This is a genomic window from Cupriavidus consociatus, from assembly GCF_017814975.1.
Taxonomy (GTDB): Bacteria; Pseudomonadota; Gammaproteobacteria; order Burkholderiales; family Burkholderiaceae; genus Cupriavidus; species Cupriavidus consociatus.
In genome coordinates, this window is the sequence record NZ_JAGIQA010000027.1 from 6,802 (window position 1) to 32,440 (window position 25,639).

The following is a 25,639-nucleotide window of genomic DNA, read 5'->3' on the forward strand; positions in this document are numbered from 1 at the left end:
TACCCGAGCCGCCCCGCAAAACCACCGGCACCCAACCGCATGCAAAACTGATCTGACGCTGTAGCCATTGACACCCTTGCCCTCACCCCCGACCCTCTCCCGCGAGCGGGAGAGGGGAGAAAACAAGTGGGATTTGGGACTTATCGAGAAGGAGACCCCATGCTGAAGCAAGGGCCGCAGCGCCTAGACCTTCCGCCGGTTTGCTCCCCTCTCCCGCTTGCGGGAGAGGGGCCGGGGGTGAGGGCCAGCGCCTGCAGTACCCGAGCCGCCCCGCAAAACCACCGGCACCCAACCGCATGCAAAACTGATCTGACGCTGTAGCCATTGACACCCTCGCCCTCTCCCCCGACCCTCTCCCGCGAGCGGGAGAGGGGAGAAAACAAGTGGGATTTGGGACTTATTAGGAAGGAGACACCCCATGCATATCGCCTTCATCGGCCTGGGCAACATGGGCGCGCCCATGGCGCGCAACCTGCTCAAGGCCGGCCATACCCTGACCGTGTTCGACCTCAATGCCGCCACCGTCGCCGCGCTGTGCGCCGAGGGCGCCGCCAGCGCCGATACCGCGCGCAAGGCCGTGGCGGAAGCTGATTTCGTCATCACCATGCTGCCCGCCGCCGCGCACGTGCGCAGCGCCTACCTTGGCGAAGACGGCGTGCTCGCCGGCGTGCGCCCCGGCGTGCCGCTGGTCGATTCCAGCACCATCGATCCGGCCACCGTGCGCGAACTGGCCGCCGCCGCGCAGGCCCAGGGCAATGCGCTGGCCGACGCCCCCGTTTCCGGCGGCACCGTCGGCGCGCAGGCCGGCACGCTGACCTTCATGGTCGGCGCCACCGAAGCGCTGTTCGAGCAGGTGCGCCCGGTGCTGGCCGGCATGGGCCGCAACCTGGTCCATTGCGGCGGCACCGGCACCGGCCAGGTCGCCAAGATCTGCAACAACCTGATTCTCGGCATCTCGATGATCGGCGTGTCGGAAGCCATGGCGCTGGGCGTGAAGCTGGGCATCGACGCCAATGTGCTGGCCGGCATCGTCAACACCTCGACCGGACGCTGCTGGGCCTCCGATACCTGCAACCCGTGGCCCGGTGTGATCGAAACCGCCCCGGCCGGACGTGGCTACAGCGGCGGCTTCGGCGCCGACCTGATGCTCAAGGACCTGGGCCTGGCCGCCGATGCCGCGCGCAGCGTGAAGCAGCCGCTGTTCCTCGGCGCGCTGGCTCAGCAGGTCTACCAGGCCATGAGCCACGCCGGCGAAGGCCAGCTCGATTTCTCCGGCGTGATCCGCCAATACCTGTCCGCCACCGACAAGGAGCGCCAGCCATGATCGAATTTGCATTGGATGGCCACGTCGCCACGCTGACGCTAAGCCGCCCGCCCGCCAACGCCTTTACCGCCGATGGCCTGCAGCAGCTGCGCGACCTGGTGGCCAAGATCGATGCCAACCCCGAGATCCGCGCCGTTGTCGTGACCGGCGCCGGAGAGAAATTCTTCAGCGCGGGCGCCGACCTGAACGGCTTCGCTGACGGCGACCGTGCTCATGCGCGCGCGATGGCGCAGCAATTCGGCAGCGCCTTCGAAGCCCTGCAGAATGCGCGCCCCGTGGTCATCGCCGCCATCAACGGCTATGCCATGGGTGGCGGCCTGGAATGCGCACTCGCCTGCGATATCCGCTTCGCCGAGGAACACGCGCAGATGGCGCTGCCCGAAGCCGCCGTCGGCCTGCTGCCGTGCGGCTGCGGCACGCAGACGCTGCCGTGGCTGGTCGGCGAAGGCTGGGCCAAGCGCATGATCCTGACCAACGAACGCGTCGACGCGGCCACCGCGCTGCGCATCGGCCTGGTCGAACAAGTGGTGCCGCGCGGACAGGCGCTGGCCACCGCGCTGGAAATGGCGCAACGCGCCGGCAAGGTCAGCCCGCGCGCCGCCGCCTACAGCAAGCAGCTGGTGCACCTGGCACGCCAGGGCGTGCCGCGCCAGGCCGCGCTGGCGCTGGAGCGCGAGCGCTTTGTCGACCTGTTCGACGGCGCCGACCAGCGCGAAGGCGTCAATGCCTTCCTCGAGAAACGCGCGCCGCAATGGCGCAACGCCTAGGAGCCTGCCATGCGCCTGACCGAATCGGCTATCTCGCCGCGTAGTGCCGGCACGCAGGATGACGCCGAGCCCGAGGCCCTGTTCGATGTCATCAACGGCGTCGGCATTGCCACGCTGAACCGGCCGCGCCAGCTCAATGCGCTGTCTTACCCGATGATCGTCGCGCTGGGCACTCAGCTCGAAGCCTGGGCGCATGACGACGCCATCCGCGCCGTGGTGCTGCGCGGTGCCGGTCCCAAGGCGTTCTGCGCCGGCGGCGATATCCGCGCCTTGTACGACAGCTACCGCGACGGCACGCCGCTGCACCGCCGCTTCTTTATCGACGAATACACGCTTGACTACCGCCTGCACCGCTATCCCAAGCCGCTGGTGGCGCTGATGGATGGCGTCGTCATGGGCGGCGGCATGGGCCTGGCGCAGGCCGCGCACCTGCGCATCGTCACCGAGCGCTCGCGCGTGGCCATGCCCGAGACCGGCATCGGCCTGGTGCCGGATGTCGGCGCCAGCCATTTCCTGTCGAAGCTGCCGGTGCAGCTGGCGCTGTATCTCGGCCTGACCGGCGTCACCATCGGCGCCGCCGACGCGCTGCTGTGCGGCCTGGCCGATGCCGCCGTCGACAGCGGCACGCTGGCCGGGCTCGAGCAAACACTGGCCGGCATCGCCTGGGGTAGTGACGTGCTCGCCGACCTGCGCCAGGCACTGGTGCACGAACCCGCGACAGGCGCCGCCGACGCACCGCTGCTAGAGGTGCTGCCCGCGCTGCTGCGCCATTTCCCCGCGCATGCCACCCTGCCGGACATCCTGGCCGGCCTGGCGTGCCAGGACGACCCGCGCTACACCGCGTGGGCCACGCGCACCATCGACGTGCTGCGTACGCGCTCGCCGCTGTCGGCTTGTGCGACACGTGAACTGCTGCTGCGCGGCCGGCGCATGGACCTCGCCGACTGTTTCCGCATGGAGCTGGCGGTGGTGGTCAACACCTTCTCGCAAGGGGATTTCATCGAAGGCGTGCGCGCGCTGATCGTCGACAAGGACAACGCGCCGCGCTGGCGCACCACCAGTTATGAGGCTGTGGCGCCGGAAGATGTGCAGGCACTGTTCCAGCCATGGTGGGCGCCTGGCGAACAGCCATTGCCGCTGGTCCTTCCGGCCTGAACGCATCAAGCCAGGACCTGCGCCGCATCCGGGGCGCAGGTCACCTCGCCATCAGGCCTTGACCAGCCCGTCCGCGCGGAACATCGCCTTGATGCCCCGCACCGCCTGCCGGATGCGCGATTCGTTCTCGATCAGCGCAAAGCGCACGTACTCGTCGCCGTAGTCGCCAAAACCGATACCCGGCGACACGGATACCCTGGCCTTTGCCAGCAACTCCTTGGCGAACTCCAGCGAGCCCAGCGCGCGGTATGGCTCCGGGATTCGCGCCCAGATATACATTGACGCCTTCGGGATCTCGACCGGCCAGCCTGCCTCGATCAGCCCCTTGGCCAGCACGTCACGGCGCGACTGGTATTGCGCGGCAATCTCGCGCACGCATTGCTGGTCGCCTTCCAGCGCGGCAATCGCCGCGATCTGCACCGGCGTGAAAGTGCCGTAGTCGTGATAGCTCTTGATGCGCGTGAGCGCCGCCACCAGGTCCGGGTTGCCGACCATGAAACCGATGCGCCAGCCCGCCATGTTGTAGCTCTTGGACAGCGTGAAGAACTCCACCGCGATGTCCTTGGCACCCGGCACCTGCATGATCGAAGGCGCCTGATAGCCGTCGAAGACAATGTCCGCATACGCCAGGTCATGCACGACGAAGATATCGTGCTTGCGCGCCAGCGCGATCACACGCTCGAAGAAATCAAGTTCGACGCATTGCGCGGTCGGATTTGACGGGAAGCCCAGCACGATCATCTTCGGCTTGGGATAGCTGCCCCGGATCGCGCGTTCCAGCTCGGCAAAGAAATCGATGCCCGGCACCAGCGGCACCGAACGGATATCCGCCCCTGCAATCACCGCGCCGTAGATATGGATCGGATAGCTGGGATCAGGCACCAGCACCGTGTCGCCTCGGTCCAGCGTGGCCAGCATCAGGTGCGCCAGGCCTTCCTTCGAGCCGATGGTGACGATCGCCTCGGTATCCGGGTCGATCTCGACGTCATAGCGCTCGCGGTACCAGTGCGAGATCGCGCGCCGCAGCCGCGGAATGCCCTTCGATGCGGAATACCCATGCGTGTCGGGCCGCTGCGCCGCCTCGGTGAGCTTGGCCACGATATGCGCCGGCGTGGCGCCATCCGGGTTGCCCATGCTCATGTCGATGATGTCCTCGCCACGGCGGCGGGCGGCCATCTTGAGCTCGGCGGTGATATTGAAAACGTACGGGGGAAGACGATCGATGCGCGCGAAGCGGCGCTTGCCGGAGGAAGCGGCAGTCATGTGGAGTCCTTTACGTAAGCGCCCGGAACCGTCCGAGCGACGCTGGCAACTGCTGTCTCAGCTGCCGGGAACTTATGTTAGCGGGGATGCGGCCGTTGCACAACCGGCGTGTGCAGATGCCTAGAGCCTGCCTCCCGGCAGACCTGTCGGCCGCTTCGCGGGCAGATGGCGCACGATGCAGTCCAGCGCGGGAGAATCGGAGCGCCCGCCCAGCGCCGCGCTGACCGAATCGCGGTACTGCTGCGCAGAGATGCGCTGGTAGTACAGGCGCGAGGTCTGGTCCAGCCAGTAGACGTAGTCGTCGTCGCTGCGGCTGCCGCTGGTGCGCAGCCACTCGCTGATATTGTTCGTCCCGACCATCATGTTCGGGCACGCGGTCCGCAGCGAATCGAGATACGCATTGAAGTCGGTGGCCTGGCGGCTGCGCACGGCGTCCGGCGCACAGGCGGCCAGGATGGCAACGGATGCCGCAGAAGCGGCGATGATGCGCAACGGCTTGGATGCGGGCAGCACGGCAGTCCTCCCGGCGGTGACGTTGCCTGCCATCTTATGGCAACGCTGCGCCCGCGTACACCATGCCGCCGCCGTGGCTCAGTCGTCCAGCGTCTCGTGCACTGCCGCGTCGCCGCGCTTCCAGTAGGCCGAGGCGCGAATGCGCTTCTTGTCGATGCCACGCTCGCCGACCAGGTACTGGCGCACCGCCTTCATCGCGGCAGCTTCTCCCGCCGCCCAGACATAGCCTTCGCCCTGCGGCAACGTGACCTGGCGCAGCGCCGCTTCCAGCAGGCTGCCCTCCGGCGCATCGCCGCGATGCAGCCAGCGCACCTCCACAGTGGCCCGGCTCGGCAGCGCGATCTGCGCGGCCGCATCGCCCACTTCCATGACGACGATGGCGCGCGACTCCGCGCCCAGCTCTTCCAGGCGGCGGCCTACTGCGGGCAGCGCAGTATCGTCGCCGACCAGCAGATGCCAGTCGAAGCCCGTCGGCACCACGAACGAGCCGCGCGGCCCGCCCACGCCCAGGTACTGGCCCGGCCGCGCCTGCGCCGCCCAGGTCGACGCAGGGCCATCGCCATGCAGCACGAACTCGATATCCAGCTCCTGCGCGGCAGCGTCGTAGCGGCGCGGCGTATAGTCGCGCGCGGCCGGACGCGGCTGGCCTTCGGGGAAGCTGATGCCGTCGGGGCCCACCTGCGGCAACACCGGCTTGTCGGCACCGTCCACGGGGAAAAACACCTTCACGTGGTCATCGAACGAGGCCGAGACAAAGTCTTCCAGCCCCGCGCCGCCCAGCGTGACGCGCAGCAATTGCGGCGTGACCTGCGTGGTGCGCACCACTTGCAGCAGGCGCATCTTCAGCGGATGGCGCACGCGCTGCACGGACAGATCGCGATTGGATTCAGGAGCGTTTGCAGTCATTGAGGTATTCCTTGGTTGCGGACCCGACACTGGCCGGGTCCGGATGCCGATGACGGATGCCAGCGTCAGCGCCACCGGCGTATCAGGCCCTGGGCCCGGCTTCGATTTCGGCCACCGCGCGCATCAGGATCGCGGCAATGCGGCGCTGCTCGTCGGCGCCGGCTTCGCTGCGCATCACCATCGCGCGTTTGATGGCGGCACGCGCCTGCATCAGTTCAGGCACCCAGCCGCCCTGCTCCGGCTCCGGCTGCGGCTCGCCGCTCATGGCCCGGCGCATCCATTCCATCTTGCGGGCGACGTGACGCAGCTTGGCCACCATCACATCGACACGCTCGCGGTTCGCGGCGAGATGCGCCTTGCCGGTTTCAGACAACTGGTAGCGCTTCTTGTTGCCTTCGGTGTCGACCGTGGCGTAGCCGACCTCTTCCAGATAGGTCAGCGCGGGATAGACCACGCCGGGACTCGGCTTGTAGAAGCCGTTGGTGCGCGTCTCCAGCGCCTTGATCAGCTCGTAGCCGTGGCTGGGTTTTTCGTCGAGCAGGCTCAGCAGCAGCAGTTGCAGGTCGTCGGCGCTGAACTTGCGGCCACGGCGCCAGCCTTCGTTGTCGAAGCCGCCGGGGCCGTCGCCGCCGAAGCCGTCGTCGTCCCGGTTGCCCCAGAAGCCGGCGCCACCTCGGCCCATGGCATGGCGCATGAGGTGCGGAGCGAGTCGCACGAAAGCGTCCCGAACCTTGCCGTGAGAGGCGTGGGGGTGGCTTGAATGGTGATGATGGTGGCGCATAAGTCCTCCGATGTATCGCTAGATAGATCGTACGATATATATCGTACGATCTAAAGTCAACCCCGGATATGGCCACGTTTGCAGCCCGGTTGCGTGCCTTACCGCACCAACCCAGGTTGTTTATCCCCGCTCCGCTTTCCAACATTCATTTAACGCCAAGCAGCGCGACAGACGCCGCGGCGCCCGAACAGAGATGGATTGAACAACAACAAGTCCTACCGGGGAGACAACATGGGCGCCAACACGCAGCGCAGGCTCACTGCAATCTGTCTCGGCGCCATGATGCTGGCGTCATGGGGAATGGCGCACGGCGCCATGGAGGATGCGCTGCTGAGCGCGGAACCGGTGGTTCCGGCAGCGCGGGGGTTTTTCGCGGAAGCGGCCTATGACGGAGGCGGTCATTACCAGGGCGGGCATTTCCGCACGGGATACAAGCTGTCGCCCGCATGGTCGCTGGAGGCAGGTTACTGGCGCCGGCACGTCTCCTATGGCGACGATTCCGCCGGCATCGACAGCTGGCTGGCGTCCACCAGCTATGGCCTGGTGACGACGCCCGATGCAGGGAGGAAGCTGACCTTGCGCCTGTCCGCCTGGGGCAACTACACCGGCAGCCTGAGCAAGAGTGGCTCCGCCTCGTCCGGCAAGTTCAGCGATTTCACCATCGCGCACCCGAACGATACACAGGTGCAGGCCGACGTGATCTACACAGGCCAGCCCTGGACCAACCACTTCCTGACAGGCTTCCTCAGCGCCGGCTACAGTTGGGTTCGCGCCGGCGATATCCAGGGCACGCTGAAACAGGGCTCTTGCCTGTACAACGTCAGGGTCGGCTCCGACAACATGGCTCTCGGCACGCTGGCGGCGCCGTGCCGGGTCGGCCGCGCCACCATCTCCAATGGGGGCTTTCGCATGAACGCCGGGCAGATCGGCCTGGACGCGGGCGATGGCTTCAACGACGACGGCGCATTCATCGGCGCCGGCGGCTCATGGCGGTGGCGCTATGGCGCGTGGAGCCTGGTGGCCGGTTACCACGCGCAGTACTTCTTCCGTGAACTGGACGACCGCTACACGGCCTATGGCGCGCCCAAGTCGCAGTTCAACCAGACCATCCTGCTGCAGGCGTCGTACGCGATCAACCGCTACGTCGACGTATTCGTGCGCGGCCAGGGCGTGCAGAACAGCCTGATGGGATATGTGCCGATGCTCTACAACCCGGTCACGGCGAGCAAGCTGGACCGGTCATTTGCGTTGTTCTCGATCGGGTTGCGCATCAGCGGGTTCTAGCGGCCGGTTCTGGCGGCGCGCCGGCTAGCGGCGATGCAGGCGGCCGTCCACAGCTCCGTGCAACTACAAGGCACCCATTGATTCGTCATTTTCGGCGGATTCGTGCTGGCCCGCTCTGGCGACGCCTTCAATAGTATGATCTTGGCGTGGAGCCTCTTGCACGATCACGCTCTTTGTCATTAGCTTCTCAGGCTGACTTACAGCGGCATCCGGACGCTGTCGCACTTCGCCAAAGCCGTGATTCTCAAAAAAACAAATGGAACTCTCGATGGTTGTCTTTGACAAGCTATCCACGGTATGCCCATCCCAATCGGCCTTACGAGCTATAACTAGACTAGGCCCCTCAAGAGCGGCATCGATAAATTTTTCCGCAGCAAGCCGATCTGCGCGATAATTTCCATACTCGATGTATATATTCGGAATCCGTGGCCACTTGAAAATGAACTCTCCAAGGTCATACCATTGAGAGCCGACCTGCCTGATCTGCCGTTCCCAATTTGAAAAACTATGGGCGCGCGTGCTGGCATAGTCCAGTTGCGGATTGGACACGATCGCTCCATTCAACTGCATCAGGCTGGCGTAGTAGATCGCCGCATAGCCACCCATCGAACCCCCGACGGTGAAGACCCGGTCTTCCTTGACACTTGCCAGCGTCATATGGTGCAGGATAATCTTTCGGAAAGACTGTGTCAGAGGCTTCTCGTCATTACCGAGGAAGTAGTTAAACGAGTCATCTTTCAAAAATAGATAAGCCGTTTCGGCCCAGCGCTCTTCCTCCTGCCAAAACCAACTGTATCGGTCATACCGGTCCTTTCCCATAGACGAAAATAAAACCACTAGACGTTTCGCATTTTCGCATGGAAAGTAGATACCATGCTGACCCAGCATGTGTACTTTATACTTTTCCCGAACGTATTTCGAATCCCATTTCATATCAGCAAGCCTCTGCGGACTATAGATTAGCCACCCGCCATTTCTTCGATGGCATAAAGCATATTACAACAAATTTCAACATGAAAACCATCAAAACAGGCAGTATCGTCGCCGCGCCTATCGATGCCGAATCATCCGAGTTCAAGACATGGCACATCGTCACATATCATAAATGATATCCGATTAACACAAGAATGCCCCTACAATCGTAATCCTTAATGTTTTCAGGGGCCAGAACTCTTGTATTACCAAGGCCTTCATAAGGGGAGCCTCCTATTGCGACCATTCATTCCTTGCATAAGGCCAAGCTTACCTAAGGAAATGGATATTCCCCGGAAAGACCCAAGATTGTATCACCGAGCTTGAATAGGTTCGAAAAGTGCAGAAGGAATAGAGAGATCCCAAGGCCTGTCTTCCTATGTCGTTAACCACCGCAGCGCCAATCTATGTGCTGCCGGAAAGACGGAAATGCAACATCTAACAAGTATGCGCAAGCCGGATGCCGATAGCGAAACCATTCATCAATCTGTCTGCCTCACTACGGCGATCTGTCCCCGATCGTCTTTGAAAAGTTCATGCTCCTATTTTTGAGTTGCCGCGCCGATCGCAGCTACCGGACCGACTAGCTTTTGCCCAATATCGGTCAGTACCCCGAAATCTTTTAGTTCTGGAAATCATCTTGCAAAACTGCGCGACTCAGCGGCGATGCAATCGGACCCGGACGCCGTTGCCGGACCGGATCGTCACGCGTCCGACCACGTTCGGCACATGACTGGGGTCCGCTTCGACACGATAACGGCGCACGATGCTGGCGAGGATCAGCACCGCTTCCTGCGTGGCGTAGGCCGCGCCTATGCATACGCGCGGCCCCTTGCTGAACGGGATATACGCGCACTTCGACGACTCCTTGCCGGCCTGCGTATCGAAGCGGTCGGGATCGAACTCGTCCGGGCGTTCCCACAGCGTACGGTGCCGATGCAACAGCCACGGCGAAATCAGGATCGGCGAACCCTCCTTCACCGACTTGTCGCGGATGCATTGCGACTGCGCCGCCTCGCGCACGAAGAACCCGACCGGCGGATACAGCCGCAGCGTCTCGCGGAACACATTGCCGACCGCCGGCAGGCTCTTGATATCGCTCAGCTCGAAGTCGCGCTCACCAACCGCTTCCCGGATCTCCGCAAGCATCTTGTCCTGCAGGTGCGGGCATTGCGAGATCAGGTAAAGCGCCCACGTCAGCGCACTGGCCGACGTCTCGTGGCCGGCCAGGAACAGCATGCACACCTGGTCCACCAGCTCTTCATAGGTGAAACGGTCGCCGTTGACCGGATCGACCGCGTCCATCATGCCGGCCAGGATGTCCTGCTTTGCGCTGCCCTGCCCGCCGTCTCGCTCCGCCAGTCGCCGCGCAATGATCTCCGACAGGATCACACGGATCTTCCTGGCCGCGCGCTTGCTCTTCCACGCAGAGATCACCGGAGGCAGCCGATAGATCATCAGGATCATTGCCCGCTGCGCGTGATGCTGGAACTCCAGGAACGCGTCGTAGATCTCCTTCGCCGCGGACTCCTCCAGGTTCTCCGACAGGATCGTCCGGAAAATGATGTCGGCGGTCACGTAAGTCATCTCGCCGTCCACCTCATACGACCGCCCGTCCGCCACCGCATCCAGCCGCCGGGTCATCCCCGCCACCGAATCGGCCATCAGCGAAAACACCAGCTTCAGCCGCGCCTGCGCGAACGCCGGCTCCACCAGCCGGCGCTGCCGCTCCCACACCTTGCCGTTGGTCGTAAAAATACTGGTGCCCAGCAGCGGCTCCAGCATCCGGTGCATCAGCTTGTGCTTGGGATACGCATGCGTATCGCCCAGGATTTTCCGCACCCAGTCGGCATCGTTCACCATGAAGATGTCCATGCCGGGTTGCGAGATCTTGCCCATCTTCATCGAATAGCTGCGCTCGAACAGCACGTCAATCCACGAATTCCAGCCACGCAGGAAGCGCAACAGGAACGAACTCTTGCGCGTATGCGGCTTGGGGTAAGGCGGCTGGAAATTCATTGCAATGGAGGCGAAATCAATAAGGCTGGACGCGGCTCGGACCGGCCGTCATCCGGAAATAGTCGTACTCGTTCGGCAAGGCGCTTGCCATCAGGTACTGGAAATGCAGGCGCTGCTTGCTGCGCTTCATGCGTGCGTATTCCTGCTTGCTGAACATGCGGAAGGGGCGCACCACCTGCTGGATCGGGCGGCCGGCCTTGGCGCCTTTGATGCCGGAAATGTCGAGCGGATTCGCTTGCGAGAAACACAGGGAATCGGCACGCGCGTTCATGTCGAGCCACTGCATGTCGCGGTCTTCGGCAAGACGCTTCAGGTCCTGATGGAAGGGCTTGGCCGAAGGCATCAGGCTGAGCAGCGGAATGCACTGGCCGAGGGTGATCAGCGTCACGCGGCGACGCTGAGCGGGCGCCAGCGCATCCGTCAGCCTTGCTGCCAGCGCGACGCTGACGATCGAGCCGACGCTGTGGCCAACCACCAATGCTTCATCGCAGTCCGATGCCTCCAGGTCCTTCCGGATCCAGTCAGCAAAGGTATCGATTCGTGCCTTGATATCCTCCGGCTCCCGCTCGCCCCATCCCTGCACGAAGCGATAGATCTGCAGCAGCCAGAACACCGCCAGCCGGTTCGCCAGCGCAATGCCACCACTAAACAGCGCGGCGGCCGCAGCAACTCCTCCCGCCAGAGCGAACCACGCATTGCCGCCTGCGGCCGACAGCATCGCCTTGACCCCGACACCACAAGCTGCCGACAGCAGCACCAGCAGCAACAGGAAAATCAGCGGATACAGGGCACTGTAGAAAGGCCCGCGGAATGTCTTGCTGAGCCGGCCAAATGCGCCACATCCGATATAGCGCGCATACCTGCCCAACGTCGAGAACACCAATCTGGGCAAGCTGGATTCCCAATGTCTGCGCACCAGATCGTCCCAATGCAGGAACTGGTATTGCGTGGACACCGCATGGCCATCCCACTCCCCATCCACGCTCCAGGCACTCACATGCTCACCCAGCCGCAACCGCTTGCCGACGGAAACCTCGCCGCCATGGTGGACCGCTTGCCTGGCCGATTCCTCACGATACAAGCGGTGATAGTAGGCCGCGCCGCGAGGGTCAAAACCGCTGACGTAATAGACCTTGCGACGCTTCACGTCCGACGCGACTGGTGCAGCCGTCTGCTGAACCATTGCACCCATCATTGCGTCCGGTGATGCAGTTTTTTCTTCAGAACCAGGTCCACGATTGGCTGCTCACGCTTGTTGGCACGGCGGCAATGGTCCTGCTGGAACTTGTCAGTGAACCAGATGATGAAGCGCGCCCACCAGCGGTGCTGCTCGCGCCAGGCGTGCGACGACACTGACTCCCAGGCATAGCCGTTGAGCAGTGTGGCGTTGACGAAATGATCCAATGCACGCACGCCGGCACGGCCACGTTCGGTCTTGCCGAAGAAGCCGATGTAGACGATCAGCAGGTATCCGAGGACGGCTAGCGGGACAATAAAGATCATCAGCAGAAAGCCGGCGATGCGTTCTCTCATGACTGCGGGGGCGAGGTTGATGATTGGGGCGATTGGGGTGGGGGCGGCTGTGGCAGGCCAGTCAGCCAGCCTGCTGTGTCGAAAGGGCAGCAGGCGCGCTGGCAAGCCAGCCCCCTAGTATAACGAGAGACGACCGCTATATCGGTGTGTCAGCCAGCGGAGTAATCACGCGAGACGGCGTTACGGTTTGCATGTTGTAGTTTTGAAACACAGGGTTGGCCCCGACTCACACGTGGCTGCGCCCGGTTCGATGCAACCGTCCATACCAGACAACCACGCACATGCGGGTTTCCTCCTATTTGTACCAGGGTCCTGTCGGCCGTTGAATAACCAATAGCCGTGCCGGCTCGATAAAGGACTAGCATGCTGACCATCAGTCTTGTTTTTCTGTCTGTTGTTTCCCTGGCCGTAGCCGTCGTTGAATCCGCCGCCAAGGATTTGGAGGATGAGCATATTTAAGCGCGGGCGCAGTGCAGACAAGCGAAGCTGCCTACCCGAGTAGTGCGGCTACGGTGGCCGTGACGTCCCACACTCGTCCGCTATAGGCATCCGCTGTGACCAGCCCTACGGCAAAAAGCACGCGGCCCAGGCGCCGCCGCATACTCCAGCATTGCCGCTCTGGAACCGGCACCAGCATGTCGTCGGCATAAAACGACGAATTGATCTGCGAGACACGGATCAGGTAATTCCGGAACCGTGTAAAGATTTTCATGTCCACCGCGCCCGGATCGTTCCAGAAGGCATCCAGCGGCCCCTGATACGTCAATCCCGGTTTGGCGTAGAAACAGCGGCCAAGTGCAATGACGGGTACTCGGTGAAACAAGGCTTGCAGCCCCGTGGTCGAGTTGACGGTCACAAGGCCCATGCAACGATGCAGCAGTGATGGCAGGTGCGCATCGTGAATATAAAGAATGCGTCCGCTCGCACCAAAACGTGCAGCGCATGCGTCGATGGTTGCAGCGTAGTCCATATGCCCGCGATCCATCGGGTGATGTTTGAACACGAGTACGCTGTCGGCCGGCGCATGAGCAGCGAACGAAAAAACCGTCCACTCGATAAAGTCCTCAATACGCCGCCATGGGCTATGCACGCGGATCTGGCTGTCGTTGTAGACCTGCAGCGGCGCCAGAAAAAAATGGGGATGCTCGCTTGCCAGTAGCAGCTCGCGAAGATCTCGTTCCTGCCAGCGGTAGAGTTGCTTGCGAAATGCCGCCCGAATCCACCGGCCCAGTTCATGCAAGCCGATCGGTTTGTGATGCCGGTAATGCGGATAGCGGCGTGCGTCAGCCATACCGCCGGCAAAGTACCAGAACGAGTGCAGCGCCATCTTCCGGAATGGGTGCCGGAACTTGCGGGGCCTGGCAGGCCCAGCCACCTTCGGGACGTCTCCCGTCGCCAACGGTGCGATCGGAGAATCGGCATTGACACCACCGCGCTCCAGCGTGATGTAGTCCGGCCGCACATAGCCCTCCTCGAAGGCCCAGAAGGCGATGCCCAGCGCTGCCGCCACCCGAGCGGCAATCCGATGCTGACGCCGGCTGGTTCCGAACACGACGACCGCATCGATACGACGCTGCGCCAGCAAGTCGCGCAGGAACGACTCCCACAGCACCATCGGCTGCGTGAAGCGGACAACATCGCCCGCCCGGTAGAAGAAATCGTCCCCACCGTTGAAATTGACTTTGGTGACCTTGCTACCTTTGGCGACAAGCAGGTCGCGGAGACGTGAGAAGAACGGTCCGTTCGGCCCTTGCAGTAGAAGGATGCGCCGATGCCTGGCAATCTGGTCGATGCTTGCCTGCTCGGTCCCGACCGGCGCTGCAACATCCTGTGAAGCCGTATCCCGGCTGACTCTCGTCAGATTCGGTATATCAATGCTTCCAGCTGTCTTCCTGAACGACAACATTTCCCGACCCTCACGCTGCGCTTGTTTTCCGCCAATGCCTTTTTTGATTCTTGCCCGTTGCCGCCCTATTGTTCTGGCGCAGGTACAGACCGGTGCCGTCCGCCACTATCGCCCTGGGCCTGCCCGGCTCCGCCGTGACTTCTGCTCCGCCGCGTTTCGCCATCCGCGGCCGCATCGCGCCAGCGAGTCCATGGCCTGAGCATGGGCTGCATCCAGCGTTGCAACAATCGCGCACCCGTCGTTGGCGACTCATTGCGCCACGACAACATGTGGTCAACCGCCTGCTCGGGAGTGGCAAAGCTGTCTCGCGCATTGCGCAAAACGTAGCGCGGATACAGGATCAGCGTTCCCGCCACGAGCATATCGAGCGAAAGCTGGCGGCGCCGACGAGGCATTTCGCACCTGTCGTCGGTCAAGCCCCAGCCAGCGTAGAACGGCGCACCGTGCGTCGTGACTGGCTTGCCACGCAACAGGGCCTCGAACCCCGCCAGCGAAGTCAGCACGTGCACGCTGTCGACAGCCGCGATCAAACGATCCATGGGGCAATCGGACACGACTTCGTCGCAAAGCGCCGCCAGCCCGGACTCGGCATTGCGGTCTCCGCGCAAACCGGTCATGACATCCGGATGCGGCTTGTAGACGATGTAGGCATCTGGCGCTTCTGCGCGTACAGCCTCAAGCAGCGCGCGATTGGTGCGGATGCCGGGGGCTCCGAACCGGAGAGAAGCATCCGCTTCCACCTGACCTGCGACCAGGATGACTTTGCGGACCGCCGCCGGACGGCTCCAGGTTCCCGCACCAACGTTGTACTTGGTCAGGCCAGCGCTGACGATCGATTCCCGGAGGCGCGCTGCGCGGGAACGCGTTTCGGCATCGAATTCCGCACTCGCCAACAACTGCTCCAGGTCGGACTCCCTGGTTGCGTCGTAGTAAATGCCGGTGCGGTCGAACACCCACGACAGTGGCCGGATCAGCTGTGCGCCCAATCCGACAGAACGCAGGAAGCCATCCTCCACGGTAATCACGGAAAGGTCGGGGCGAGTTGACGTGTCGATCGTCCGGCCCCAACGCACAACGGTCGTGCCGTGGGGAACCGCGCCCAGGTTCCGATGAAAGACAATCTCGTTCCCTTGCAGGAAATCCCGCAGGATCGGGCGCTTCCAGCGCGAAAATCCGACCGCATGCAATTGCGCAGGGAACTGCTGGCGCATCCGGCGTTGCAACGCCAGATAGTCGATCGCATCTTCCGCCTCGCAGCGTTTGCCGGAATACGGCAGGACATAGCGCGTGTACCGGACCAGGGCAGCAAATGCCAGTTGCTCCAGCGATACCGGATGACGCCTGGACGGCCCCGGCAGATCGTCGTTGGTCAGTCCCCAGCCAGCGTAGAACGGCATACCGAAGGTATGTACGGTCTTGCCGTGAAGGAGAGCTTCGAAGCCCACTTGCGATGTGACAACAAACACCGCCCGCGCCTGCCGAATCAGCGGAACGACGTGTACGTCCTCCTGCAACCGCACCACGCGCGGATAATTGCCCACGTCGAGAATGCTGCCAAGATAGCCCCGCTTGCGTCCGAGTGCGACCTCGGGGTGTTCCTTGACAACGATCTGGCAGTCCGGGTAATTCGACAGCGCAGACTCCAGCATGCGCCGGAAGCTGCTGCCACCAGCCATGCCAAACTGGACAGAGGCATCGTTGGCGGTCTGGTCGATAACCAGGACGTACGGCTCCGCCGGCAACTTTGCAGACGCCGGCGCATAGTTGTACTTGGAAATTCTGCCCGCACGCCAACGCTCAATCAGACGTTGCGCCCTTGCCCGCTCCATTTGCGTGACGGGCATGGAGACCATGGCCTCAAGCCGGGACGGCCCCGATGCATCGTAATAGATGCCAAGGTCATCCACGACCAGCGAGCAAGTCTGCGACGACGCCCCCGGATGCAGCGATCGCAGGAATCCATCCTCCAGGCACAGGAAGCGCTTGATGCCGCGCGAGCGAGCGAACACTTGCGCCTTGCGTGCGGTCGGCCGCCGCCCCCAGGCAGCAATGCCTGTGAGCGGCGCACGTTCACCCTGCAGCGGATGCACCGCAATCACCGCTTCGCCAAGAAAGGCGGAGAGGTGTTCAATGCGGCGAATGCCGTGGGAAAGAATGCCGATGGCACCCTCAGACGGAAGGCTCATCGGTCCCCAGGTCATGAATCTGCAGGATGCCGACTACGCGCCCCGAATCATCCTTGACTACCAGTGCCCCAATCCGCGCTGCATGGATCCGCGCTTCCGCGTCGGCAAAGCGCTCATCGGGGGAAGCCAGCTTCGGGTCGGTCGACATGATTTGTTTGGCGCGGATCGCTTTGTAGTCGCAATCCGAATCGAACGCGCGGCGGACATCTCCGTCCGTGACGACACCATGGAGCGTGTCGCCCTCCATCACCAATGCCATACCAAGACGGCCGCGGTTGATGACATGCACCACATCGCGGAAAGAAGCTTCCGGCTTGCAGATCGGCAGATTTTCCTTGTGCATTACGTCGGCGACCCGAGTCAGCAGACGCCGTCCCAGGCTCCCACCGGGGTGAAAACGCGCGAAATCTTCCGGCTGGAAATCACGGTTCACGGAGAGCACAACGGCAAGGGCATCGCCCATAACCAGCGTTGCCGTTGTCGAACTGGTGGGCGCAAGGTTGTTGTTGCAGGCTTCCCGTTCGACCGAGATATCCAGCACAACATCACTATGCCTGGCCAATGTTGAACTGACCTTTCCCGTCATCGCGATCACCGGGTTCTTCTGATGCTTCAAGAACGGCAGAATACGGATCAGCTCTTCCGTTTCTCCGCTGTTGGAGATCATCAGCACCACATCGATGGGCTTGATCATGCCCAGGTCGCCGTGGAATGCTTCGCCCGGGTGCACGGAAAATGCCGGCGTTCCGGTCGATGCCATGGTGGCAGCGATCTTCTTGCCGATCAGGCCCGACTTGCCCATGCCGACGACAACCACCCGGCCGCGGGCACCCAGGATAATGTCGATCGCCTTCTCAAAGGCTGCGTCGATACGGCTCGACATGCGATCGAGTGCCTGCATTTCCGCGGCAACGACATTGCGTGCCAATGTAATGACCCCAGTCATTTCTCTCATTCCCTGCTTGTTTTTGTTTCTGTTCGTTTCTACTTGTCAGTAGGGCTTCGACTATTGCGCGACGCCAGACATCACCGTGGCAAAACCCTCGGCCGTACCAAAAACCTGCGCCTTCCCTTGCGCAAGAAGAATGGCATCAGCCAGTTCACGGAACGCACCCTCTCCACCAGCGGTCGACAGCACACGCGTCGCACGCGCCTTCACATAGCTGGCCGAATCCGCGACCGCGTACGACAGACCGCATGCGGCAAAGGCGGGCAGGTCGATGCTATCGTCGCCGATACAAGCGGTTTGCTCGGGCCCTACGTCCGCCTGAGCCATCAGTGCGCGGCAAGCGGCAAACTTGTCCTTGACACCAAACTGGAAAAGCGAGACGCCAAGGTCAGCCACACGTTTACGCAACGTTTCCGAGTCGCGGCCGGACAGGACTGCCACGCGCACGCCGTTCTCTTCCAGCAGACGGATACCGAGGCCGTCGCGCACATGGAAGCGCTTCAGGCACTCACCGGTCGCGTCGTAGTAGATGCCTCCGTCGGTCAGCACGCCATCCACGTCGGTGATCACAAGACGAACATCGGCCAGCGAGGGCGGCAATTCGGGTTGCTCTCCCGCCATTAGCGCCCGCACGCGCGCAAGACACTCTGGCGTATCCACGCCCGGGCCGGTAGGGGCAACCTCGAACGCACGAATACGCATGCCTGCTGCCAGCAATCGCAGTTGCTCGAGCTTCTCTGCCTGCTCGACCATCGGCTGGGGCAACTCCGCGTACGCCGCCAGTACCTCGCGGCGATACGCGTACACGCCCACGTGCTTGAGGTACGTGGCCGCCTCCGCATCCCGCGGGTATGGGATAGGCGACCGGCTGAAATACAGCGCATCGCCGTTCGAGGCCAGGACAACTTTCACTGTATTCGGGTTGATCGCCTCGTCTCCATCGATGCCGTGGCAGAGCGTACCGACCTGCACCGATGCGTCGTCGCGCATGCCCGCGGCCAGCCTGGCAATGTCCTCGGGCCGAACCAGCGGCTCATCGCCCTGCAGATTGATGTAGACATCCGCAGGCACGTGCGCCATCACTTCCGCGAGACGATCCGTGCCCGATGGATGGTCAGGCGAGGTCATGACACACTGGCCGCCAAAGCCTTTCACCACCTCTGCCACGCGTGCATCGTCGGTGGCTACCAAGACGGCATGAACACCCGACACCTGGCACGCACGTTCGTAGACGTGCTGAACCATAGGCTTGCCCAGAATATCCGCAAGCGGCTTTCCCGGCAGGCGCGTTGATCCATAGCGTGCCGGAATAACGATGGCGACTCGATCCTTTTCCCCGCTCAACACGAGATCAGCTCCATCAATCGATGTTCAACGGTGGCAGCGACTTCACAAGGTCGTCGATCGCCTTTACTTGCGCAAGGAACGGCTCCAACTTGTCGAGTGGCAAGGCACTGGGCCCATCGCACCTGGCATTGGCCGGATCGGGGTGCGCTTCGAGAAACAGGCCGGCCAGGCCAACGGCCATACCCGAACGCGCCAGTTCCGCAACTTGCTGCCGGCGTCCACCCGATGCTGCGCCACCGGGATCGCGCTGCTGGAGGGCGTGGGTCACGTCGAAGATGATCGGCATATCGTTCGTTACTTTCTTCATCACGCCAAAGCCAAGCATGTCGACGACAAGGTTGTCGTAGCCAAAGCACGTGCCACGATCGCATAGGATCAGCTGGTCATTACCAGCTTCCTTGAACTTCTCGACGATGTTCACGACCTGCGAGGGGCTCAGGAATTGCGGCTTCTTGATGTTCACCGGCTTGCCAGTCTTGGCAAGGGCGACAACGAGATCTGTTTGGCGGGCCAGGAAGGCGGGGAGTTGCAGTACGTCCACAACCTCAGCGACGGACTCAGCCTGCCAAGGTTCGTGGACATCTGTTATCACCGGCATCCCAAACTTAGCCTTCACCTCTTTCAATATCTTCAGACCAACCTCTAGGCCCGGACCACGATAGGAATGAATTGACGAGCGATTCGCCTTATCAAAGCTTGCCTTGAAGACTAATGGCATCTCGAATTTCGCCGTTACCCGAGCGTACTCCTCGCAGGAGCGAAGTGCGAGCTCGGTAGATTCGAGCACATTGATACCCCCGAAAAGAACCATAGGCATCTGGTTCCCGACATGAATCGTGTTCGCGATCTTAAGCATTGAATTTCAATAAAAAATTTCAAGGAGCCTGGTTGTCACTAGTAGCCACTCGTTTCGCTCAAGTTTCATCGCAAAACAAGGAAGAAAATGCGACGGTTGGTACATATGGTCGCAGAAGCGAATCCTGGCTACAGTTAAATAGGTTCACCCCGGTCGTCTGAAGTATTCGCTGCGCGTTCGCAATATTCCAAATCTGGACGCTTGTGAACGAATCCTCCAACTGCGGCTCGTCCTCCGAGTAGAAACGGGGCTGCTGTGGGCTATATCGCAAATCAACTCCTAAGAGATAGATTTCCTTGCACCCTAAATAGCCTGCCAGTTGAATCGCCAACATAGTTGTCGTACAACCAAAGTGGTAACCTGCGGCTAGGTCACGTGAATAACCATCGCGTTTCAAGGCCCGAACATACTTCGTTCGAGACTCCAAACTTGGATCGTCGACATCTCTTAGATCACGTCGAATAACTCTTACCGTTTCACTGTGAAGTTGAGTTGTTCCCCACTCACGTTTCGTCGGATGAAGAAGAAATCGTCGATCTGAGACGACATAATAATTTTGTACAAACGCAAAACGCTGCTCCAGCAACGTTGATGCATTCATCCCAATAGTCATCTCATTAGCTAAACAGGATAAATCTTCGCGATTTACCGACGGCCCGTTTCCCAATATAAACGCACGTCGACCTTTGCTAGCCCCGCGCAAGGTGGAAACTCGGTTAAATAATTTCACGATATGCTTTCACAAAGGACTTTACTATAGATTGAGGTCGGAGATACTTCATGAAATACGCACTACTCTCGGCCTGTAATTCAGCTGTTTTCTTCCAGTCCCGTGCGAGATCGACCAGCACGCCTGCAATGTTTTCATCGTCTGCGTAGACGAATGGTGGCAATTCCGATGCCCCGGCGCAGGTGGCCATCATAGCCTTTGAAAAATAATCCGCACGATTTATTACGACGTTGCCAGCACAAAGTCCTTCCATCGAAACTTGATGGAAAGCACCGGTAACAATCTCATCAATACTGACATGACAAGTTCGTCGAAGCGCCATTAAGACATTGGGGGACACTGGTTGCTCCGGCCATATCGCTTCGATCAAACCCATTTTGGTCAGCGATTCGATCGCCACTTCTAATTTCTTCGAGTATTTGGCGTTCCAGCGTCCGCTGCGTGCATGTGTTGGACTAAACATGACGCGCAACTTCTGCCCCTCCTCCCGAGGAGCACAGCTAGGTGCATCTAACACTATATTCGGAACCGGCTTATATGATGGATAGTGCCGGGGCTGATATTGTCCAACTACCAGGTGAGCAGTAAAAGGTAAGCCAAGCTCATCGGCTCGTGGAATATAAAGTGGACCTTCACGTACGGGTGAATGAACTTGGTATACGAATCTAGCCTTCGTCGCTCGATCCAATAGCCACTCCGCCTTTTCCAAGGGGATTTCGTTGTGCACATGGACGATATGAGCCTCACCGATAATGCGGTCCACAAGTTGTTCGATTACAGGAGGCGCACCATGCATTACGATTGAATCATTGACGAACTTACCAGCCAAGCCGCCTCCTGCCGGATAGTCCACCATGCAGATCGCGTGCGCGTAATATCCTGCCATCCGTGTCGCGGCAGCAATTTTGGAAGGCGCCCCAACAAGTGGAGTTTGAGAGATATGGACAACTTTAATGTCGGACATCGAACAAAATCCCATCCTTAAGAGCTGCACAGAGAAGAGCGGCCAACCCTGTGCCACGTTCTACATCTTCACACAAAGAGCGGTATTGGCAGTAAACCGAATCAAGGATGTGCATAGACTTAATCGACTCAGCGAAGTTATCGCAAAACTCTTCTAACGACTCGACCTGAAAGTCTACTTGCCCGTCAATCTCAATAACTCCTTGATATCGACTCGAATCAAAACTAAAAAAATTCGGGTTAAACTCACCTCCCCCAACAAGAGGGATGAGCATATCTGGACTCTTCGGACCACCCTCTTGAACAGCACGACGAATGGCGAAGACGATCAGTCGCTCGTCACTGACGACGATTTCTTTTCGCAGCGTTTTGAAGCCAGAAACTGATTTCCCGGTAGCAACCCTAATCAATACATCGACGTCGGGAGTAGTGGCCTCCGCCCCCTTCCCCAAAGTATCAATGGCGATAATTCTCTGCCTTGTGCCACAGACTCTTAGCGCCTCCTGAAGATTCGGCGGCGCATTCAGTAAAATAATGTGATCGACCGCAGAAATTTTCGCTTTATTTGCGACATCGATTTTATTGATCAAAGATAATGTAGACACGCAATCAGAGATTTCGAATCTGCCAACATAAATATTTTCTGCTCTCAGTGGTCGAAAATCCTCGAACTCGTTCATTTTACGGAATAGTTCCTCCGCAAGATCCCTGTCCGTTTCGGAGTAGAAGAAGCCGACGCGCCACCCGATACGTCTGTTTTCTACGTTTCCGAATGAAATGCGTTGATCTTCTCTGATATCAGCAAACAAAGGTGCAAAGAACTTTTCGCGTTGCTCCTCTGGGTCAGTATCAACCGGCTCTGCGGTTACGTTTGTATCCGAATCGACGGCTGCTACCTCCGAAACAGCTAGGGTGATAGGGTCAACGTAGGATAATTTTTTAATTTCGTTATCCGTTTTTTCGTTCAGAATGATTTGGGTTCCGACGTCTTTTAATGCAGGCAACAATTCCGACACGATGGATGGCGGTTCACCTTGCGTCAAAATATTCACACGGCCTTTTTGGTTGCCACCTTCCTCATTCTGTTGCTTCGGGCCTACAGCAATTCTCGTTCCAGACGGAGCATTTAGCGTCGCATTCAATTTAGAGCCAGGAGGCACAAATATATCCGCAATCCAGGAATCCCTAAAAAAAGCCACAGGGTCTCGACGAAGTTTCCTAAACTTCCTAGAAAAACCACTTCTTTCATTTTTATTCATGGTTCCTTCCCGATGATTTTCTATAATTTTCAACCATTCTGTATTTGGTGGAGGCAACAGTCCAAATGTACCGCCGAATGGCGTTTTATGCATCATTCGCCTTATGACTGTCAGATAGCCGTCATTAATTTCCACTACACGCTTATTCCATCCTGCTTGGTCTCTTGGTAGTCCAGCGACCTCGCCCAATGCTAATGCGAATTTACCGAGATCGAACGGTTCTACGGCACACACCATGGGACTGGATGCATACTCGGTTAGACCCACATGGCTCCACGTCACTACCGGCGTACCTACGCTTAATGCCTCGAGCCCCACCATGCTTGCTGTCTCGAAAAGGCTTGGAACCATCACGCAGTGACTTTCGCGAATCAGCTCTCTCTTTGCATCGACCGTATCCGCAGTCACAAGCTGGAATTCGTCGGGCAACGTCCGTTCGATACTGCGATCGGTTAGTACTCCAATTTTCTTTCCCTTGAGGTATGCGGCTAATTCGTGCAGCAAGTGGACGCCCTTCAAGGACTGCCATCTTCCAATGAATAGGCTTTCAAAGCGCTTCTGCTTTGTGGTCCATGACAAAATTGCTAGAGGATTACCGTAGATGATGACGAAATCTGGCAATCGAAAAGCGACCCGTGATAAAGCGACCGCGCTTTGTGAAGGAGCGGAGACGTACGTTGCTCTTGCAATTTCGCGCTGTTCAAGCCTCAACTCACGCATCTCGGCTCGATGACCTTGGAGAAGCTTTCCGACTTGTCGCGAAAGATGCAGACGTATGTGTATAGGAAACTCGGACGAGATGCCTACACTGGCTGCAAGACTTTCCGGCGCCTCTACCATCCATATACGCTTCCCTAGAAGGTGTACTTCCTTCGCCAACCGCTTTCTAAACGCTTCAATCGACTCGGAAGGCTTTATTCCGATGACGATTGATTTCCATCCACGTGCCGACAATACGTGTGTTGCTTCTCGAATGTACGCGGTTACTCCACTCGTGACCGAATTGAAGGGATCTGCAAAAACGTATATCCGTTCTTCTTGCATCATTCCTCATCCGCTCCCCGAAGCATGCGATGTTTGATAGTATGATTGCCAGGGAGAGCAAACGCGGAGCATGGCTTACGTTACTTCTCATTGTGTTGTTTGTCTTGCAAGCTGCCTGAGCTAGACAGGTTCCTACAGGCCCAGAACAACTTTTGCGCTGATCGCAATCTGATAAAGAATCTGGAACACATCCTTCGCAAACTGACGCGTCTTGAAGTCCACCTTCGGCAACACCATGATCTCGTCGCCCGCTCGTACCGCGTCATCCTTCTTACCATCCGAGAAACTGCCGTCCCGATGCGCGATAATCACGCGCGACGTGTCAGCGTTCTGTGAGAAGCCGCCGGCCTGCTGGATGAATTCATCCAAGTCCATGCTCCTGTCATAGGCAACGGCGTTGGGAAAGAGCACCTCGCCGCTGACCAGCACAAGACCATCCTTCACTGGCACGCGAAGAATGTCGCCATTTTCAAGAAGCAGACCGTTGCGAGCCTCGGATTTCGCAATCAATGTCTGGCCGGTGGGCTCAATCTTCTTTGCGCGTTCCACCCACTGCAGCATCAGTGCGGCTTCCTCCTTGCGCAACTGAGCTTCCTCCGCCGTCCCAGAGCGAGCGGTCAATACGCTGGACTCCAGGGTCTTCAGCGTGGCACCGAGCAATGCCTTCTGTCGTGCCTTCACACTCTGGCGGAACAGCTGGATGCTTTCGGAATCCGATTCCGGCGTGAACTGGACCTGACTGAGCAACTGGCCCATGCGCGTGCCATAAGGAAGAACAAATTCCTGAGGTCCGGTGTGTTCGCCTTCCACGCGGACAGTGATGGTCCCCGGCCGCTTGTCAGCCGTAAATTCAATCTCGTCACCATCTCGCAGGTCGATCTGGTTGCCTTGCGAGATGGGGAAGTATTCGACGTTCCGTACAGTTCCGGTATTGCGCACCACCCGCACGTTGGTGGCTTCAGGCAGCGGCTTGGCCAGGCGGACAAGCTGGTCAAGGCGGGCCTGGTCGCCCATAAACTCGAATCGCTTCGCATTTTCTGCCAGACCGCTGACTTTCACGGTCTTCTTGCGGGACTGGACAAAAATGACATCGCCATTGTTCAGTTGCCGCGATGTGAGATCGCCCTTCAGCAGAAAGTCATACAGATTGACGACTTCCAGCGTCTGGTTGCCCCGCTTGATCGCGACATCCAGGAATGATCCGCGGTCCGGATCGATACCGCCGGCCTGGTCGAGATAGCGGAGTACGCTGTCGCTCGACGTGCCATCGTACATGCCGGGCCGGCGCACAGCGCCGGTCACATACACGCGCACCGGTTGGGCTGCCAGCAGGCTGGCATAGATCGACACCTTGCTGGCAAACACCCGGCGCAGCGCATTGCTGATTGCCGTCTGCAAGTTGCCGTTTGTGATGCCCTGCACGCGGAACGGGCCGATTTCGGGCAACAGGATGGTGCCGCCCGCGTCTACGGTCAGCACCGTGTCGACGTTGTAGCCATTCCAGATCCTCAGCTGAATCCGGTCACCGACGGAGATGACGTGGCTGGGATTGAAGATGGATGCGCTGTCGCGGCTGAACGCGCCGGTGAAGAGCTGCGCGCCAAAGGCGTCGCTCGCCATGTTGGCGGTGTAGTCGTTGTTCTGCGGAGCGCTCTCAGGCAGAGACGTTTCGGCTCGCGCGGGGACCATGGGCGCGGCAGCGGTGCCCGTGCTGAACGTGGTGCCAGCAGGTGACGTGCCGCCCTGCGCTGCAATGACCGCATAATCCATTTGCCCGATGGCTGGCGACTGCGCCATGCGCGTTCCGGCCTGCGCAAGCGCACTATTCACGGCCGCGAGTCCTGCGGCGGCCACTGCAAGGGTGATGATTCTTCTAAGCATT

General features: G+C 59.9%; 21 protein-coding genes. 4 read left to right on the top strand and 17 right to left on the bottom strand.

Features of this window, described 5'->3' with window-relative positions; all coding sequences use genetic code 11:
* Window positions 1-418: 418 nt before the first annotated feature.
* The 3 genes from mmsB to J8I82_RS28820 are packed head-to-tail and all read left to right on the top strand — an operon-like array spanning window position 419 to window position 3,246.
* Window positions 419-1,324 carry a 3-hydroxyisobutyrate dehydrogenase gene (gene mmsB, locus J8I82_RS28810; protein ID WP_029049551.1) on the top strand — a complete coding sequence of 302 codons (906 nt, stop codon included), beginning with the start codon at window positions 419-421 and terminating at the stop codon, window positions 1,322-1,324.
* Entirely contained in the window at window positions 1,321-2,091 is a 771-nt protein-coding gene (locus J8I82_RS28815) for an enoyl-CoA hydratase (protein WP_209762582.1), read from the top strand. The genes mmsB and J8I82_RS28815 overlap by 4 nt, the downstream gene beginning before the upstream one ends.
* Before the next feature lie 9 nt (window positions 2,092-2,100).
* Window positions 2,101-3,246 carry an enoyl-CoA hydratase/isomerase family protein gene (locus tag J8I82_RS28820; protein ID WP_209762585.1) on the top strand — a complete coding sequence of 382 codons (1,146 nt, stop codon included), beginning with the start codon at window positions 2,101-2,103 and terminating at the stop codon, window positions 3,244-3,246.
* Between the two features lie 51 nt (window positions 3,247-3,297).
* On the opposite strand, the gene alaC is transcribed toward J8I82_RS28820, so the two are convergent.
* The 4 genes from alaC to J8I82_RS28840 form a co-directional block, all read right to left on the bottom strand.
* Window positions 3,298-4,509, bottom strand: coding sequence for an alanine transaminase (gene alaC, locus J8I82_RS28825; RefSeq protein WP_209762588.1), 1,212 nt, complete (start codon window positions 4,507-4,509; stop codon window positions 3,298-3,300).
* 120 nt (window positions 4,510-4,629) lie between these two features.
* Window positions 4,630-5,022 (bottom strand): hypothetical protein, encoded by a 393-nt coding sequence (locus J8I82_RS28830; protein WP_209762591.1) that lies wholly within the window; start codon window positions 5,020-5,022, stop codon window positions 4,630-4,632.
* Between the two features lie 78 nt (window positions 5,023-5,100).
* A complete protein-coding gene (locus J8I82_RS28835; protein WP_209762595.1) occupies window positions 5,101-5,928 on the bottom strand; it encodes a siderophore-interacting protein in 828 nt (275 codons plus the stop codon).
* An 82-nt stretch (window positions 5,929-6,010) separates the two neighbouring features.
* Window positions 6,011-6,709, bottom strand: coding sequence for a PadR family transcriptional regulator (locus J8I82_RS28840; RefSeq protein WP_209762598.1), 699 nt, complete (start codon window positions 6,707-6,709; stop codon window positions 6,011-6,013).
* Window positions 6,710-6,907: 198 nt separating this feature from the next.
* On the opposite strand from J8I82_RS28840, the gene J8I82_RS28845 reads away from it, so the two are divergent.
* Window positions 6,908-7,993 carry a hypothetical protein gene (locus tag J8I82_RS28845; protein ID WP_209762601.1) on the top strand — a complete coding sequence of 362 codons (1,086 nt, stop codon included), beginning with the start codon at window positions 6,908-6,910 and terminating at the stop codon, window positions 7,991-7,993.
* A gap of 63 nt (window positions 7,994-8,056) precedes the next feature.
* Here J8I82_RS28845 and J8I82_RS28850 read toward each other — a convergent pair whose 3' ends face one another.
* The 13 genes from J8I82_RS28850 to J8I82_RS28910 form a co-directional block, all read right to left on the bottom strand.
* Complete coding sequence (locus J8I82_RS28850; protein ID WP_209762604.1) at window positions 8,057-8,926, bottom strand: hypothetical protein; 870 nt, start codon at window positions 8,924-8,926, stop codon at window positions 8,057-8,059.
* A 696-nt stretch (window positions 8,927-9,622) separates the two neighbouring features.
* Window positions 9,623-10,984, bottom strand: a complete 1,362-nt coding sequence (locus tag J8I82_RS28855; RefSeq protein WP_209762607.1) for a cytochrome P450 — start codon at window positions 10,982-10,984, stop codon at window positions 9,623-9,625.
* 16 nt (window positions 10,985-11,000) lie between these two features.
* A complete protein-coding gene (locus tag J8I82_RS28860) occupies window positions 11,001-12,131 on the bottom strand; it encodes a hypothetical protein (RefSeq protein WP_284183206.1) in 1,131 nt (376 codons plus the stop codon).
* Window positions 12,132-12,175: 44 nt separating this feature from the next.
* Window positions 12,176-12,622 carry a hypothetical protein gene (locus J8I82_RS28865; RefSeq protein ID WP_245180225.1) on the bottom strand — a complete coding sequence of 149 codons (447 nt, stop codon included), beginning with the start codon at window positions 12,620-12,622 and terminating at the stop codon, window positions 12,176-12,178.
* Window positions 12,623-13,007: 385 nt separating this feature from the next.
* Window positions 13,008-14,423 carry a capsule polysaccharide biogenesis protein gene (locus tag J8I82_RS28870; protein ID WP_209762612.1) on the bottom strand — a complete coding sequence of 472 codons (1,416 nt, stop codon included), beginning with the start codon at window positions 14,421-14,423 and terminating at the stop codon, window positions 13,008-13,010.
* 65 nt (window positions 14,424-14,488) lie between these two features.
* The gene (locus J8I82_RS28875) at window positions 14,489-16,624 is read right to left on the bottom strand and encodes a capsule polysaccharide biogenesis protein (protein WP_245180226.1); all 2,136 of its coding nucleotides are present in this window, start codon (window positions 16,622-16,624) and stop codon (window positions 14,489-14,491) included.
* A complete protein-coding gene (locus J8I82_RS28880) occupies window positions 16,593-17,555 on the bottom strand; it encodes a KpsF/GutQ family sugar-phosphate isomerase (RefSeq protein WP_209762615.1) in 963 nt (320 codons plus the stop codon). The genes J8I82_RS28875 and J8I82_RS28880 overlap by 32 nt, the downstream gene beginning before the upstream one ends.
* A gap of 60 nt (window positions 17,556-17,615) precedes the next feature.
* Window positions 17,616-18,905, bottom strand: coding sequence for a 3-deoxy-manno-octulosonate cytidylyltransferase (gene kdsB / locus J8I82_RS28885; protein WP_284183207.1), 1,290 nt, complete (start codon window positions 18,903-18,905; stop codon window positions 17,616-17,618).
* A 13-nt stretch (window positions 18,906-18,918) separates the two neighbouring features.
* Complete coding sequence (gene kdsA, locus J8I82_RS28890) at window positions 18,919-19,761, bottom strand: 3-deoxy-8-phosphooctulonate synthase (protein WP_209762617.1); 843 nt, start codon at window positions 19,759-19,761, stop codon at window positions 18,919-18,921.
* 58 nt (window positions 19,762-19,819) lie between these two features.
* Window positions 19,820-20,491: a motility associated factor glycosyltransferase family protein gene (locus J8I82_RS28895; RefSeq protein ID WP_209762620.1), complete on the bottom strand. Its 672-nt coding sequence runs from the start codon at window positions 20,489-20,491 to the stop codon at window positions 19,820-19,822.
* A complete protein-coding gene (locus J8I82_RS28900) occupies window positions 20,478-21,455 on the bottom strand; it encodes a hypothetical protein (RefSeq protein WP_209762623.1) in 978 nt (325 codons plus the stop codon). The genes J8I82_RS28895 and J8I82_RS28900 overlap by 14 nt, the downstream gene beginning before the upstream one ends.
* Window positions 21,442-23,760, bottom strand: coding sequence for a glycosyltransferase (locus tag J8I82_RS28905; protein WP_209762626.1), 2,319 nt, complete (start codon window positions 23,758-23,760; stop codon window positions 21,442-21,444). The genes J8I82_RS28900 and J8I82_RS28905 overlap by 14 nt, the downstream gene beginning before the upstream one ends.
* Before the next feature lie 129 nt (window positions 23,761-23,889).
* A complete protein-coding gene (locus tag J8I82_RS28910; RefSeq protein ID WP_209762629.1) occupies window positions 23,890-25,638 on the bottom strand; it encodes a polysaccharide biosynthesis/export family protein in 1,749 nt (582 codons plus the stop codon).
* Window position 25,639: the final 1 nt, after the last annotated feature.